General features: G+C 61.4%; 12 protein-coding genes. 5 read left to right on the forward strand and 7 right to left on the reverse strand.

Annotated features, from left to right (window positions below; genetic code table 11):
* Positions 1-86: 86 nt before the first annotated feature.
* The 3 genes from AC1DDO_RS20050 to AC1DDO_RS20060 are packed head-to-tail and all read right to left on the reverse strand — an operon-like array spanning position 87 to position 2723.
* Positions 87-920 (reverse strand): SDR family NAD(P)-dependent oxidoreductase, encoded by an 834-nt coding sequence (locus AC1DDO_RS20050; RefSeq protein ID WP_476868681.1) that lies wholly within the window; start codon positions 918-920, stop codon positions 87-89.
* On the reverse strand, positions 910-1296 hold the full coding sequence (locus AC1DDO_RS20055; RefSeq protein WP_476868682.1) for an NIPSNAP family protein: 387 nt from the start codon (positions 1294-1296) through the stop codon (positions 910-912). Before AC1DDO_RS20055 ends, AC1DDO_RS20050 begins: the two co-directional genes overlap by 11 nt.
* 5 nt (positions 1297-1301) lie before the next feature.
* Positions 1302-2723, reverse strand: a complete 1422-nt coding sequence (locus AC1DDO_RS20060) for an MFS transporter (RefSeq protein ID WP_476868683.1) — start codon at positions 2721-2723, stop codon at positions 1302-1304.
* Between the two features lie 188 nt (positions 2724-2911).
* Here AC1DDO_RS20060 and AC1DDO_RS20065 point away from each other — a divergent pair, with 188 nt between their 5' ends.
* On the forward strand, positions 2912-3685 hold the full coding sequence (locus tag AC1DDO_RS20065; RefSeq protein ID WP_476868684.1) for an IclR family transcriptional regulator: 774 nt from the start codon (positions 2912-2914) through the stop codon (positions 3683-3685).
* Positions 3686-3898: 213 nt separating this feature from the next.
* Here AC1DDO_RS20065 and AC1DDO_RS20070 read toward each other — a convergent pair whose 3' ends face one another.
* From AC1DDO_RS20070 to AC1DDO_RS20085, 4 genes are all read right to left on the reverse strand, one after another.
* Positions 3899-4132, reverse strand: coding sequence for a hypothetical protein (locus AC1DDO_RS20070; protein WP_476868685.1), 234 nt, complete (start codon positions 4130-4132; stop codon positions 3899-3901).
* 23 nt (positions 4133-4155) lie between these two features.
* Complete coding sequence (locus AC1DDO_RS20075) at positions 4156-5292, reverse strand: FAD-dependent oxidoreductase (protein ID WP_476868686.1); 1137 nt, start codon at positions 5290-5292, stop codon at positions 4156-4158.
* A 17-nt stretch (positions 5293-5309) separates the two neighbouring features.
* Positions 5310-5504, reverse strand: coding sequence for a hypothetical protein (locus tag AC1DDO_RS20080; RefSeq protein WP_476972594.1), 195 nt, complete (start codon positions 5502-5504; stop codon positions 5310-5312).
* An 80-nt stretch (positions 5505-5584) separates the two neighbouring features.
* Positions 5585-6364, reverse strand: coding sequence for an SDR family NAD(P)-dependent oxidoreductase (locus tag AC1DDO_RS20085; protein WP_476868712.1), 780 nt, complete (start codon positions 6362-6364; stop codon positions 5585-5587).
* Between the two features lie 83 nt (positions 6365-6447).
* Here AC1DDO_RS20085 and AC1DDO_RS20090 point away from each other — a divergent pair, with 83 nt between their 5' ends.
* From AC1DDO_RS20090 to AC1DDO_RS20105, 4 genes are all read left to right on the forward strand, one after another.
* A complete protein-coding gene (locus tag AC1DDO_RS20090) occupies positions 6448-7053 on the forward strand; it encodes a TetR family transcriptional regulator (RefSeq protein WP_476868688.1) in 606 nt (201 codons plus the stop codon).
* 627 nt (positions 7054-7680) lie between these two features.
* Positions 7681-8673: a DUF2971 domain-containing protein gene (locus AC1DDO_RS20095; RefSeq protein WP_476868689.1), complete on the forward strand. Its 993-nt coding sequence runs from the start codon at positions 7681-7683 to the stop codon at positions 8671-8673.
* Positions 8674-8889: 216 nt separating this feature from the next.
* Positions 8890-11805, forward strand: a complete 2916-nt coding sequence (locus AC1DDO_RS20100) for an NACHT domain-containing protein (protein ID WP_476868690.1) — start codon at positions 8890-8892, stop codon at positions 11803-11805.
* 383 nt (positions 11806-12188) lie between these two features.
* Positions 12189-13982 (forward strand): AAA family ATPase, encoded by a 1794-nt coding sequence (locus tag AC1DDO_RS20105; RefSeq protein WP_476868692.1) that lies wholly within the window; start codon positions 12189-12191, stop codon positions 13980-13982.
* Positions 13983-14214: the final 232 nt, after the last annotated feature.

A 14214-nucleotide genomic window follows, 5' to 3' on the forward strand; every position in this document is an offset into this window, starting at 1 on the left:
CTTTCAGGGGTTTTTGTCATTGGTTCTGTCGCGTCTGTTCTGTCACGTCGGTTCTGTCACGTTCCGTGGCGGCGCGGCCAGGCGTTTCAGCAGGTGAGGAAGCCGCCGTTGACGTCCAGGCTGATGCCGGTGATGTAGGTGGACTGATTACCGGTGAGGAAGGCCACCGCGTTGGCGATCTCCTCCGGCGTCGCAAAGCGCTTCATGGGGACCTGGCCGAGGAGTCTGGCGTCCTGGGGTACGTCGCCCATCATTGGAGTTTGCACGAATCCCGGTGCCACGCCGTTGACCCGGATCTTGAAGTCGGCCAGTTCGTGGGCAAGGCTGGCCGTCAGGTTCTGCAGCGCCGCCTTCGATGCCCCGTAGACCACGGAGCTGGGCAGGAACGGGCCGAAGTCCGCGTCCGGGCCTCCACCGGTCCCGGTCTTGGCCGTGATGGAAAGCAGGTTCACGATGCTGGCGGAACCGTCCGTGGGCATGTGCCGGTAGACCTCGCGGACCAGAAAGAACGGCGCCGCGACATTGACAGCCATTACGGTGTTCCACTCCTCGTCGCTGAGGTCAAAGAAGCGGATCTTGCCGCCGCTGCGCTTGGGTGAAATGCCGACCGCGTTGACCACCACCCCTACCGGGCCGGCCTCGGCCGCGAAGGCGGCCAGTTCCTTGTTGGTGTCTCCGTCGGCCAGGTTGCCGGCAAAACCGCGGTGTTCGGCCCAGCCCACTTCAGGGAGCGCCGCGGCCGTCCGGTCCGCCGCGTCCTGGTCGAGGTCAGCGACGACGACGGCGTAGCCTTCCGCGGCGAGGCGGCTGCTGATCGCTTGGCCGATGCCGCCGGCGCCGCCGGTCACGATCGCCGTCTGCAGCAGCACGGGCTGCTTGAGCGTTTCCGCATCGAATGTGGCAGTGGGGTCACTGGTCATGGCCGGGCTCCTGGTTCCGGCTGAAGGCCGTGTGTGGGTCGGTGACGGCTACGGGCAGGGCGCGGATCGGCGAGAAGGACGTGGGGTACATGATCCGGTTCTCCATCGTCATGATCATGGGCCGGATGATGGCCAGGCATTCCTGCCATTTCCCGCTCTTGGCGAGCGCTGCGCGGCGGGTCCGGCGGTCCTCCAGGTCCTCGTAGGCCCAGAAGTGGTTGAGCTCGTTCTGTCGGCCGAATTCGGTGACGAAGTAGCCCAGGAAGCCTCCCAGGATCGGTTTCTGCGCGGGCAGGCCGATGCTTTCGTAGGCTTCGAGGTACTCGTTGAGTCGTGCACCGGTGTGCAGGACGTAGGTCCGCTGTTCAACAATCACGCCGGTCACGGTGCCTCTCCGGCGGCGGAGCCGACCAGCCCGGTGGCGGCGGGCGCCGTCGTCGTCGTTTCCTCAGCGGGAACGTAGCGACCGAAGCGGTGCTGGCCGCCCTCGAGGGTCTTCCCGTCGTTCATCAGCACCAGGTTGATTAGCGCGGCGACGATGATCACGATCCAGGCAACAGTGATGGAGACGGTGCTGCCGCCGCTGATGCTCATCAACCACGAGGCCAGGAACGGTGCAGGAGCGGCGAAGATCAGGTTGGAACCGGTGAGTGCGAGCGCGGAGCCCGTGTACCGCATATGGGTGGGGAAGGCCTCGGCGAAGAGCGCGCCCTGGCCGGCGTTTCCGAACTGAGCGGTCACCAGGGAGAACGCCACCATGCCCAGCGTCAGCGGGAAGCTGCCTAGGTTCACCACCGGGAAGAACAGGACGGCGGCGAGCAGGGTGCCTGCCGATCCGATCGTCAGGATGCGACGGCGGCCGTAGACGTCCGCGAGCCGGCCGCCCCACCAGATCGCGATCACGGAGAGGAAGTTGGAGATCATGATGATGGTGAACGTCTGGCTCTGCGAGAAGCCGTGGGTGGTGAGGTAGCTGATGCCGAATACGGAGACGATGTAGAAGGTCACGACGATCGGGGCGAAGGCCAGGATGAGCCGCAGGATGGTGACGCCGTGGGTCTTGATCACGGTGGCAGGGTTGGTGGATTCCTGGGCGATGTCCTGCATGCCTTCCTTGAACACCGGCGTCTCTTCAACCTTGAGCCGGATGTAGATGCCCACCGCCACCAGCAGGATGCTCAGCAGGAACGGTACGCGCCAGCCCCAAGAGAGGAACGCCTCCGGGCTCAGCACGCCGGAAAGGACGGCCAGCATCAGGTTGGCGGCCACCTGGCTGATGGGCGAACCCATCGCCATGAGCCCACCGTAGAAGGCGCGGCGGTCCGCGGGTGCGTGCTCCATGGTCATCAACTGGGCTCCCGTGGCCTCGCCGCCGAGGGCGATGCCCTGGACGAAGCGCATGAGAACCAGCAGGGCCGGGGCGGCGATGCCGATCGCCGACTGCGGGGGAAGCAGGCCGATGACCATCGACGCGACGCCCATCGTGATGAAAGTAGTGAGCAGGATCTTGCGGCGTCCCAGGCGGTCCCCCAGATGGCCGAACACGATTCCGCCGAGCGGACGGGCCACGAAGCCGACGCCGAAGGTTGCGAAGGACGCAAGCAGTGCGATCGCGGGATTCATGTCGTTGAAGAACAGTTTGGGGAAGACAGTTGCGGCCATGGCGCCGTAGACGGCGAAGTCGAACCATTCGAGGGCGGACCCGAAGGTACCGCTGAGGACGGCACGCTTGGCCTGCGGGGAGGCGGGCATTGCGGGCTTGAGCGAGCGTTTTACGGCTCGTGACGGCTGGGACAGACTCATCAAGACTCCTTCGTCGGGTGAGCAGTGCGGCGCCTGTGGCGCCTTTAGTTAGGGGGCATTCAGTTGGGGAGTTACAGCTGGGGTGCGAACGACGCGCGGCCCGGCTTTTGCGGGGGTCGCTGCGTAAGTTGTGATGTGAGGCTAGCCAGCTCTATGCGTCGGGCGCAATGGTTGCTATCCTAAATTGCGTGATACGCAAAGATGAAGCGCCGCGGGTTGAATCCGTTCACCGAGCGCTGGTGCTGCTCAAGCACATGGCGGAGCAGGGTTCAATCAGCGTGACCGAGGCTTCCAGCATGCTTGAGGTCAATCCGTCGACGGCCCAGCGCCTGCTGGTGACACTGGTGGGCGACGGCTTCGCCGAACAGGCCGCCCAGCGGCGGTATGTCCCGGGCCCCGAGTGCCGGCGGGTGACCACTGGCAACGCCCCGCCGCCGCTGCGCGTGCGCGTGCGCCCATATCTGGAGCGGCTCTTCGCAAGGGTGGGCGAGACGAGCCACCTAGCAACGCTGATCGGCACGGAAATCCACCACCTGGACGGCATCGAGGCAACCACCCACGCGCTGCGCTTTGGCCTCCGCACCGGCGTGGTTTTGCCAGCCCACTTGACCTCTGCGGGTAAGGCAATGTTGGCGGACCTGCCCCGGGAGGACATAGAGAGGCGCTACCGCGTCCTCGACGACTCGGCGGCCGCGGTCAACGCCGGCATCGATTTCCCCAAGCTGTACCGGGACGTGGACCAGACGCGCCGGCAGCAGATCGGGATGAACTTCGAAGAGAGCGAGGAGGACGTGGCGGCCATGGCCGTATCCCTGGGCCTGGTAGATGGCCAACACGCGGCTTTGAGCATCGCCATGCCAATCGGCCGTTTCGCCCGCCAGGACGCCAAACGCCTGTCCGCCCAACTGCTGGAAACGGCCGCTGAATTCAAGAAGGAACTGGAGGGCGTGAGCCTGGGTTAGACGGGCTGCTGGCTTGCCGCCAGGGCGTCCCGCACTTCAACGAAGTCGAGCCTGCCGTCCGCCGTCCGGCCGCCCCGATTCCCATAAACATGTCGACCGGCACATGCCGGGCGGCCAAGGCCCGGATGTCGGACCCCACCGGAAGAGTACGCAGAGCAAGCGGACGACGGCGGGACTTCCCGCCGTCGTCCGCTTGAGTTGGGTGCTGCTCCCCTACAGCGCCGACCAGCCGCCGTCGGAGGCGAGGATGGCGCCGTTGATGTTGGTGCCGTCGTCGCTGAGCAGGAAGGTGGTGGAGGCGGCGAGCTGCCCTGCGGTGGCGGGCGTTGGGACGGTGGCCTGCATCAGCGGGCCGAGGCGTTCGGCCGCGAGCCAGGATCCCGAGGTGGCGACGACGTTGGCGGTGCCGTCCCCACTGGCCGCCTTCCCGTCTCGCAGGAATCGCAAAGACCCCGGGGCTTAAGGGTCTCCTACAGATCCTGCACTCTGACTCGTTGGCCGTCCAGTAGGAATTTGGCGTCGATTTTCTGTTCTAGTCCCAGGACCTCGCGGGCTGCGATCTCCCCGATTACCGGTGAGGTCTTGAAGCCCTTTCCGGAGAAGCCAGCCAGGACGAGCACGCCGGGCATGCCCGGATGTGGGGCGACGTACTCGTGGCGATTGTGCGTGTATGCCTCGAAGTACGGGGTCATGCGCATCGGGTAGTCCTCCAGGTGCGGCAGGAAGCGTCGCACTAGGCTACGCACTGCCTGGAGGTCCTCGTCGGTGACGTTCATACGGGCGGTGTCCGGGGAGTCGACGGGTAGGTGGTTGGCGAACCCGAGGCCGAGCTTCATTGCCAGGCCGTCGGCGGTCGGCAGGCCGTACGAGTACTTCGGCTCGGTGCGGATATACGGCAGCATCCCCTTTAGGCTTTCGCCGGTACGGGGCAGGAACCAAGTCGAGAGCACGCGCCGGGTGGCCAGGTACGGCGCCATGTCGGGCAACAGCGTCGCGGTCCAGGCGCCGGCGGCAACGATGACACGGTCGTAGCGCTCCGTGCGTCCACCTGCGGTGACCGCGACCTCGTCGCCGTCCTGGACAATGCCTGTCACCCGAGCCTCGGTGCGGATGGTGGCACCGTTTGCTTTAGCCGCAGCCGCGGCGGTGCGGATTGTCTTCTCGGGGAAGATCGTTCCAGCACCTTTGTCGAGGATCACGATCTCGTCCGGGTCGGTCTCGTACATCGGGAACCGTGATTTGGCCTCGGCCGCGGTCATGACCTCAACCCGGTCGCCCAGAAGCACTGCAGACTGCAGGGCGATGCGGGTGGCCGGGGCATTTTCCGCGCTGAAGGTCAGCGCCCCGGAGATGTCTCGAAGCCTCTGGCCCGTGGCCGCTTCGAGGTCCTTCCAGAGCTCATCGGCCCTTCCTAGGATGGGCTGGTATTGCAGGTCCTCGATCTCGATGTGACGAAAGAGCCGCGATTCCCCGCCGGCTGCGCCGCGGGAGTGGCCGGGGCTGAAAAGTTCGTAGCCGGTGGCTTCGCAGTCGAGCTTGGAGAGCTGCCATAGAGTCTGCGAGCCGATGGTTCCGGTGCCGATGACGGCGATGCGTGGTGTGGTCATGCCTGACTCCTTCGTGCTCAGTCTTCCAGATCAACGTACAAGCCGCGGTGAATGGGCCTGCGCGCAGTGAAGAGCGCCAGGCCGGCCACGATCGCGATGAGGGCGACCATCTGTGCCGTGAATGCCTTGGGTGCAATCTGAGTGGCCAGGGAGAGCCCGATGGCTCCGATGAAGACCATGCCAATTCGCCGCGCAGCCGGGTTTTGGATCATCACCGAAGAGAAATTGGTCCACAAAAGCGGACGACGGCGGGACTTCCCGCCGTCGTCCGCTTGCGTTTGAGCGAGGTGCTTTAGAGTGCGGACCAGCCGCCGTCGGAGGCGAGGATGGCGCCGTTGATGTTGGTGCCGTCGTCGCTGAGCAGGAAGGTGATGGAGGCGGCGAGCTGCGCCGCGGTGGCGGGCGTGGGGACGGTGGCCTGCATCAGCGGGCCCAGGCGTTCGGCCGCGAGCTGGGAACCCCAATTGGCCACGATGTTGGTGATGGTGGGGCCGGGGGCCACGGCGTTGAAGCGCAGGCCCTTGGGCCCGTAGATCACGGCCGAGTTCTTGGTCAGGCCGACGACGGCGTGCTTGGACGCGGTGTAGGCGGCGCCGGCGGCGGACCCGCGGAGGCCGGCCTCGGAGGCGACGTTGACCACGGAGCCGGTGCCGGTCTCGAGCATCAGCGGCACCACGGCGCGGGTGAGGCGCATGAGGGCGGTGACGTTGATCCGAAAGACGCGGTCCCAGAGGTCGTCGTCCACCTCGTGGATGGGGGCGAAGTTGTCCATGATGCCGGCGACGTTCGCCAGGGCATCGACCCGTCCGCCGGCGGCTGCGACGACGGCGGCTACGGTCTCCTCGGTGGAAATGTCGCCGGCCACGGGGACCAGGTCCAGTCCGGCGTTCTCGGCCACGAGATCGTCAAGGCGTTCCTTGCTGATGTCGGCGGCGATGACGCGGCCGCCTTCCTTGGCGATCCGCAGGGCTGTGGCCTGGCCGATGCCCGAGGCGGCGCCGGTGACAATGACGGTCTTGCCGGCGAATCGGCCGGTGGTGGTGGCTTCCTGCCATGTAGCTTCGTTGCCCATGATGTCCTTCCAGACGTTGCTGACGGTGATGCCGTCCACGTTATGACACTCTGTGTCATTATGGAAGGGTGAATACTGGTGGGATGCCTTCGGATGCTTTGACGACCGCCGTTCCGCGCTCCACCGGGCGTCCGGTGACGATTGATCCCGACGCCGTGGCCGCCATCGCGCTGCGGCTGTTCGCCGAGCGCGGCTATGAGCAGACCTCCATGGAGGACATCGCGCGCGAGGCAGGGATCGGGCGCAAGAGCCTGTACCGCTACTTCGCCAGCAAGGCCGACCTCGTCTGGGGCGGCATGGAGCCAGTGATCGAAGCCTCGGGTCTCTTGCTTGATTCAGCGCGCGCTGCCGGCGGGGCCGACGGCGACATTCTGGCCGGGCTGCGGGACGCGGCGGTCGCCGGGGTTGCTGTCCTGCCGGACCTCGCAGTCACGCGCGGCCGGCTGCGGCTGATCGCCGAACACCCCGAACTGGCCAGCCGGAGCTACGAGTCCCTGGCGCCGCAGCGCGAGCGGACCCGGGCGTACCTGGTGTCAGCCGGGGTCAGCGAGGACGTCGCGGGGTATCTGTGCGCGGCGCTGATCGGCGCGACGTTTGAGGCGTGGATGCAGTGGGCCGGTGGGACGGATCCGGATCCGGTGCCGTATTTGGTGGCTGCTGTTGGGGTGTTGCGGGTGCCGGTCTCCTAAGTCGTATGACCACAACCTATTCGGCTCGAGATCCCGAACAGGAGCGCCAGCACTCGGGGCGAGGACCCCACCCGCCCTCCCGCCGGTAACCGCCGGGAATGTATCCGCTGGGGGGAAGGGGGAGCCCTCCGTAGGCACGCTGTTAGCTGAAAACACCAAGGCCCCGGGGGTTTGCTCTCCGGAGCCTTGCCTTCCTCCGCGGCCGCTGCTGTTTGTTGACAATGCAGAATGCGTGGGCTCATTTCTGGAGGAGCGTATGGACCGCGAAATGGACTAAGTCTTACTTGCCGTTCCCTGCTGCGTCGCCCGGTGAGGTCTGAGGTGCGATGCGTGCAGCAGGGCACTGTATGCTTCCTGCAGGGTGGCCATATGTGCTGGGTGAGAGCGGCTAATGCTTCCCAGGCAGTACCTTGCGCCGCGGCCTGTCCAGCGTGAGTTACTGAGTTGCCGCCGGCCTTCCGTATCCGAATCGCGCCGTGAACGTGTCGACGTCGAGCTCGCGCAGGTCCACCTGATGCTTGACCTGGGCGCGGCGACCATCAGTCCCCTCGATCGTCAGGTCGTGTTCACCGCACAATTGGCCTTGCCCCGGCACTATCTAGACAGTTCTGGCAATAGTCTTGGCGGATGAGCCCGCTTCCCCTTCAGCCTAATCCATCCGAGTCGCCCGATTTGCTCTCACCTAAGAGCTGGCCGGATGGGATCATCTGGCACTACACAAATGCGGCTGGTCTGGCCGGAGTTATTCGAGAGAACGTTCTCTGGGCCAGCTCGGCGGCGTTTTTGAACGACCGTCACGAGATGCGCACGGGGGCGGAACTGCTCAGGAACCTTCTCGAGCGGCATAAGGGTTACCTGGATACCGGCGTTCTCGCAGACCTCGAGTCCATGCTGCGTTATGCGACATCCCAGGATCCCTACAAGACGTTTGTCGCCTGCGGCTGCAAAGATCCAAACAACCTGACCATGTGGCGCAATTACACTGGGCCCGAAGTCGGTTTCGCCGTCGGACTCGATGCCACGAAGGCCATGTCGATGCGCCGGCAGAGAGTTATGACGGAAGAGATGGTTGACAAGTTGGGCTTCCTTGAGCAGGACTCCAAGCAAGAGGTATTTGAGAACGCCCTTCGCGATCTTGGTTCCTTCCCATGGCGGGACGCCGTCTACAACCCGGAGAGTCAGATCGAGATCGCTTGGGGAAGGCTGAGAGAACTAGAGAGCGCTTCCGTCGCTCGCTCGAACGGAGAATGGGCCGACAGACACGAACTCGATGTCATGTCCGACATTTATAACGAGCTCCAGACCTTCAAACACCCGGGTTTTGAGGATGAGCGGGAGATGAGAGTCGTGTGCTGGGCGGGTCTTCACACGGATCTCGTCTATGTGAAGCATCGGGCCAGCAGATACGGCATCGTCCCATACGTCGAGCTTTGCCTGCCGGCTGATTCGAAGAATAATTCGTCCAACGAACCAGAGCCGGTCCAGGACCTTCCAATTGTTGGGATTGCCGTAGGCCCAACGCCCTATCCTGATGAGGCTGCTTCGGGAGTACGTGAACTACTCCGGGCTGCGGGACGTCCGTCCATAGCAGTGATTCCCAGCCAGGTCCCCTTCCGTTGACAGCCGAGATAAACCCCTGAGCTCTGGCTCGCTGGCCCGAATTCTGTGCGCGTCGTTCGAGTAACAGGGCGGAGCTCGCCCAAGCGGCCCTAAAGTAGTGAAAACTGGACCCTGAGATGGAGATGCTTTGTACGGCGGAATTGAAACCACGGGAAGAAGATTCCGAGCCTTGACTGAGGTGTTTATGGTGACCGGATCGAGTCAGCAGGGCAATCCATGAGCGACTATCACCTTGAACGCCTCGGTACGCGGGAGTTTGAGCATGTCACCCGTGCCCTCACCATTGCCGCATTCGGTGCCGCTGTGCGCCCTTTCGGAGAGGGCAAGGACGGGGGGCGTGAAGCGACGTTTGAAGGTCTCACGTCTTACCCAGAGCCGTCGCCGCCTTCGGGGCATTGGGATGGCTATGTGGTCATCCAGGCCAAATTCCGCCAACGTCCCAGCGATGTAGGCAACAACGCGATCTGGTTGCAGGGTGAGCTGCAGAAGGAGATCAAAGAGTGGAAAGACAAAACTAAGAGACGTCGGATCGATGGACGACTGCCGGAGTACCTGCTTTTCACGACTAACGTATTTCTGTCAGCTGTTCCCAAGTCGGGTGGCGTTGACACGATCAACGACTTCCTCAAGACGGAGCTCACTGAACTGGGAGTGAAGGGCTGGGACATCTGGGATGGTGACAAGATTTGCGCCCTTCTCGACCTCCACGAAGGGGTTCGAAATAGGTACAAGGGATTCCTCAGCGCTGGCGACCTGATAGCCCAGATGCAAGAGCTTCTCGGTCTGCCGGATGGCAGCTTGGAATCCCTGTACAAGACACACACGATCAAGAGCCTCCGGCATGATCAGTGGGTTCGTCTCGGCGAATCAGGAGGGGACCCGACCACGAGACTGCCGCTCTCACAGGTCGCAATTGACCTCCCTGTACTGGATACGGAGCGACGCCTAATTGGGGAGACACCGGCTGAACGCCGCGCTAACGGCGCGCTCAACCAGATCGTCGCTCTTGGTGACAATATGTTGCGCCCTGCCGACACACGGCCAGACTTGTCAAACGTTTTGATACTTGGTGGCCCTGGCCAGGGGAAGTCCACACTCAGCCAGCTTTTGAGTCAGACCTACAGGCTAGCTTTCCTGGAAGACTACCCGGACTCCAAGCTCGATCCTGCTGAACGAAACATCAGGAGATCTCTGAGCCATCACATCTTCGCTGAGCTAGGCATCCCCAAACCCTCAAACAGGAGATGGCCCTTCACCATAAAACTCAGTGAATTCGGTGATGCCGTGGCTGGCGGAGAAAATACAGGCGTTCTTCGCTTCATGGCATCAAAAATGACCGAAATGTCCTCCGATGATGGCGAAGTAACACCCGCCAAGCTAAAAAAGTGGCTCGCCCAGTGGCCTTGGATCCTGATCCTGGATGGTTTAGACGAGGTTCCAACACGAGCAGCTCGTGAACGTGTCTTCGAGAAGGTGGCCGACTTCCTTACAGATGCCAGGCAAGTGGACGCAGATCTGTTTGTTGTGGCAACGACGCGACCACAAGGTTACGCCGGTGAAATGAATCCAGAGGAGTATAAACACCTCGTTCTGGCACCTCTCGCTCCTAGCGAAGCGCTAAGCTACGTCGGCCAGCTGTCGGCGGTTCAGTACGCAGACGATGATGAACTACGGGTTCGTGTCAACGAGCAAGCCTCCGAAGCGTTGCGCAGAGATGCCACTTCGAAGTTGATGGTGACCCCCTTGCAGGTGACGATCATGAGTCTCCTGCTAGCAAAGAGAATCAGTCTCCCTGAGAGTCGGCACGAACTATTCAATTCGTACTTCTCGACCATCTACGAACGCGAGATGAATAAAAGCCATTCACACCTTGCCAAGCTCCTTCGAGGGCAACGGAGAAACGTGGAGTTCGTGCATCAGCGGGTGGGCCTAGCTCTACAACAGAAAGCCGAAGCTGTGGGTCACGCAGACGCACTGCTGACTGTCGAACAGTTCGAGTCAGTCATCGAGCACCGGTTGCGTGAAGATGAGAAGTTTTCCGAGGCAGACACAGCACGTATAAAGAAAGATCTCTCCGAAGCAGCCCTTGACCGCCTCGTGCTATTAGTACCCCGAGTCGCCGGGCACGTTGGCTTCGAGCTCCGAAGTCTGCAGGAATTCATGGCCGCTTCATTCTTCTTCAGCCAGGGCGAGCAGTACGCGCTCCAACCGTTCGAGGCCACTGCTCATTCCACACACTGGCGACACAGTTGGCTCCTCGGCGCCGGACGCCTATTCGAGGAACACCAAACACTTCGCGATGGCCTTCTCGCATTGGTTGATGACATCGGGCTCCAGTCCCAAGTCTCCCGTGCCTGCTGCATAGGCCCTTTGCTAGCCCTGGATATCCTTGATGACGACATCGCCGCAAACGCTCCCAAGTACCGCCGCAGGCTTACCAACATCGCTCTGCACCTGCTATCCATAACGGCGGGTATGCACAGCGATCAACTGAATCGCGTCCTCAAAGAAGTCACCGAAGATGACGATGAATCATGGAAACTCGTGACCGAACGCATTAACGACGGGCTGGCAAAAGGCGGCCCAGGCAAGGTTGCCATTCTCTTCCTCTTGGCCAACTGGAGCAAAGAAGCAGGGAAAATTGGTTCCTTCGCGCGGAGTAAGCTGACAGCAGAGCTCAAAAGCCTTGATCCAGAGACAGGCGGATCCCTCCTTCACTACATCGAGGGACATCAGGAGGCTGCCCAGCTTCAGAGCTGGTCACGAAAAGCGTTGACGCATTCCGCAAAGACGAATCTAGCTGAAGTCATCAAGCCATACTTCTTGAAAGTTGATGACCACGACAAGGCAGCGAAACGGGAGCTGAACAAAGTACTTAGGAAGATTGGTGTAACCGAATTCACAATGTCGGGAGTTGTAGTTCGAGCCGTCACAGAGGGCCCACAGGCCCATCCGCCGTTGCTGGATTGCCTCATGAGCATAAAATCTGCCCGGTCGCTCCTTACTGCCGCTCTTGGTCATTTCGTTGCGGCCGATGCAGACCCGAGTGACTTCCTACGCACGCAGCTGCGAATGTCCATCGACCGCGCTCGGCCGGAGTGGCCAAAAAGGTGGGAGGACGATCTAGCCTAGGGCCGTCACGGACTCGAGCACGTCGGGGGCCCTGATGCGCGCGATGAACTCTGGCTTGAGCGAGACGTCCTTACAGAGGTTGATGTCGATGTTCAAGGTGGCGGGGTCGAGCATTTCCAGCCTTGCCGGCGGGCGAAAGCGGCGGTGAGGTCACCGAGAACCTGCATCCTTGAGTTCTTCCAACTCGCGCCACGTCGGATCGGCTACAGCGGGTCCTACCTGGACCGCTGACCGACCGAGTCAGCCACCGCACGCGTGTCCCATCACTTCCAAAGATGAACGCGGCACTGGGTGCCGCCAAAACGCCGCCGCCAATGGATAGGGTTGAAACCATGGCGAAACCTACCGCACCGGAATCCAACACTGCGAAGACCGAGTGACACGTGAATAGACTTGACGTGATTGCCGGCTTCGGCTTCACGGGCTACCGCAGCTTCTGGAGCCCCAACTCGCAGCTTATCGGTCCCATCGACAAGGTTCACCTCGTTGCTGGCCCAAATAACAGTGGCAAGTCAAACATCCTTAGATTCGCCCATGCGATGTTCAGCGACGATGACCGCCTTGGAACGCTTAAAAGCTGGATGACTGCTGGCAGCCTGGACCAACCCCTAAACGGCGCATTTGTTGACAAACCGAAACTCGCCCTAGGCGTTCGACCCGATATGGAGTCAGCGTCGGAACTACTGAGCTTCAGCGACCAAGCAAACGAGCAACATGCGGAAGCCTTGGTTCACCTCCTGCGTCAACCAACATTCCGTCGCCAAGACTCAGAACTAGCCTGGTTCGACTTCGAAATCGGCCACAACGGCGGACTCGTCGTGGAGAACCCTTCACTTGTCGAAGAGGTTCAGAAGGAGTACTCGAACAGGGACAGAGATGGCTACGCCGTTCGTATGGAACTCAGCAGCCTCTCGGCCCTTTCACCCATGAGTTCAAGGTGGGGCGGTCAGTATGCCATTTCAGGACTTCTCGCGGACATGGACATCCCGCAATACCTGCCCCGAGTCGAGACTATCGACGGTCTACGGCACGTCCGGTCAAGCGACTCTGGCGCTTCCTCCCACAGCGGCGAAAACCTCATTATCAAACTTGCCGAGCTGCAGAGCCCAGAGAACCAAGACCCGGACAAGCTACGAAAGTTTCAGGAGATCAACCAGTTCGTTCGCAAAGTACTCGACGACGAAAGCGCCACAATACACATCCCATACACCCACGATGAGATCCTTGTCAGAAGCAAGAATCGAGTGCTCCCCCTAGAGCACTTGGGAACAGGTGTCCACGAGGTCATCATCCTGGCGGCAGCCGCGACAGTCATCGACGAACACTTGGTATGCATTGAAGAGCCCGAAGTACATCTACACCCCATACTTCAGCGTCGGCTGATCCGTTACCTAAAAGAAAACACGAACAACCGATACCTAATTGCCACTCACTCCGCACACATGCTGGACACCGAGCTTGCTTCCATTTCCCATGTCTGGATAGAAGATTCGGGCACCGAGGTAGCTCCGGCGGTCACTCCCCACGAGTTGTCCATCCTAAGTGCAAGGCTCGGCTATCGCGCTTCGGACATCGTGCAATCCAACTGCGTCATTTGGGTTGAAGGGCCATCAGACCGTCTCTACATTCGAAAGTGGATCTCACTCCTCGACCCAAAGCTTTTGGAAGGCGTCCACTACGTCATCATGTTTTACGGCGGGTCCTTGCTAAGCCACCTCTCAACAGACGACCCTCACGCCGATGCAGATGCCTTCATTTCGCTCAGACGGCTCAATCGAAACATGGTCGTTGTCATCGATTCCGACATGCAGAAGAAAACAGACACGTTGGGAGCCACGAAGCTGAGGATTATCGAGCAGCTGGCAACAGACGAACACAGCCACACCTGGGTTACAGCTGGCTACACCGTTGAAAACTACATCCCGGTGGACCTGTTCACGGAAGCCCTGCGAGACCTGTATCCGAACGCCACACCGAGCTGGAAGGGCGACCGCTACGAAAACCCACTTCAAGATAGTCTCCACAGCGGCACACCTATCACATTCAGGAAGTCTGACGTTGCCGAGGCTGTCAGTAGTCGATGGATGCCGGCCCATGGTTTTCCCCACGACCTAAAAGCCGAAGTGCAGAGACTCGTCAACTTCATCCGCACGGCAAACGTCCAAGACCATGTCTGAACCAGAGCTAAGGCTCGGATTCAGGCGGGCACCGCCGAGTCACCTCGTGAATCACGTGTCCGACACAGCATTCGTGGCCAAACTCTCCCCTGGTAAGTACGAGCCGCAATTACCCCGGAAATCTAACCGGCAAGAGGCAGCAGCCAAACGTCGTAGACGCAACAAGGCCAACGTGTCCGAAACCCGGACAAGTTGCACCTGCAAGTTCTGGCTGCTATTTGTCTCGTGTCAG

The organism is Arthrobacter sp. 10N43 (assembly GCF_056394525.1).

Bases quoted from the DNA above. Each gene is read 5' to 3' on its own strand.
- AC1DDO_RS20095 (WP_476868689.1), top strand. From the start codon at position 7,681: ATGAGCCCGCTTCCCCTTCAGCCTAATCCATCCGAGTCGCCCGATTTG.
- AC1DDO_RS20085 (WP_476868712.1), bottom strand. From the start codon at position 6,364: ATGGGCAACGAAGCTACATGGCAGGAAGCCACCACCACCGGCCGATTC.
- AC1DDO_RS20050 (WP_476868681.1), bottom strand. From the start codon at position 920: ATGACCAGTGACCCCACTGCCACATTCGATGCGGAAACGCTCAAGCAG.
- AC1DDO_RS20100 (WP_476868690.1), top strand. From the start codon at position 8,890: ATGAGCGACTATCACCTTGAACGCCTCGGTACGCGGGAGTTTGAGCAT.
- AC1DDO_RS20060 (WP_476868683.1), bottom strand. From the start codon at position 2,723: ATGAGTCTGTCCCAGCCGTCACGAGCCGTAAAACGCTCGCTCAAGCCC.
- AC1DDO_RS20075 (WP_476868686.1), bottom strand. From the start codon at position 5,292: ATGACCACACCACGCATCGCCGTCATCGGCACCGGAACCATCGGCTCG.
- AC1DDO_RS20090 (WP_476868688.1), top strand. From the start codon at position 6,448: ATGCCTTCGGATGCTTTGACGACCGCCGTTCCGCGCTCCACCGGGCGT.
- AC1DDO_RS20080 (WP_476972594.1), bottom strand. From the start codon at position 5,504: ATGATCCAAAACCCGGCTGCGCGGCGAATTGGCATGGTCTTCATCGGA.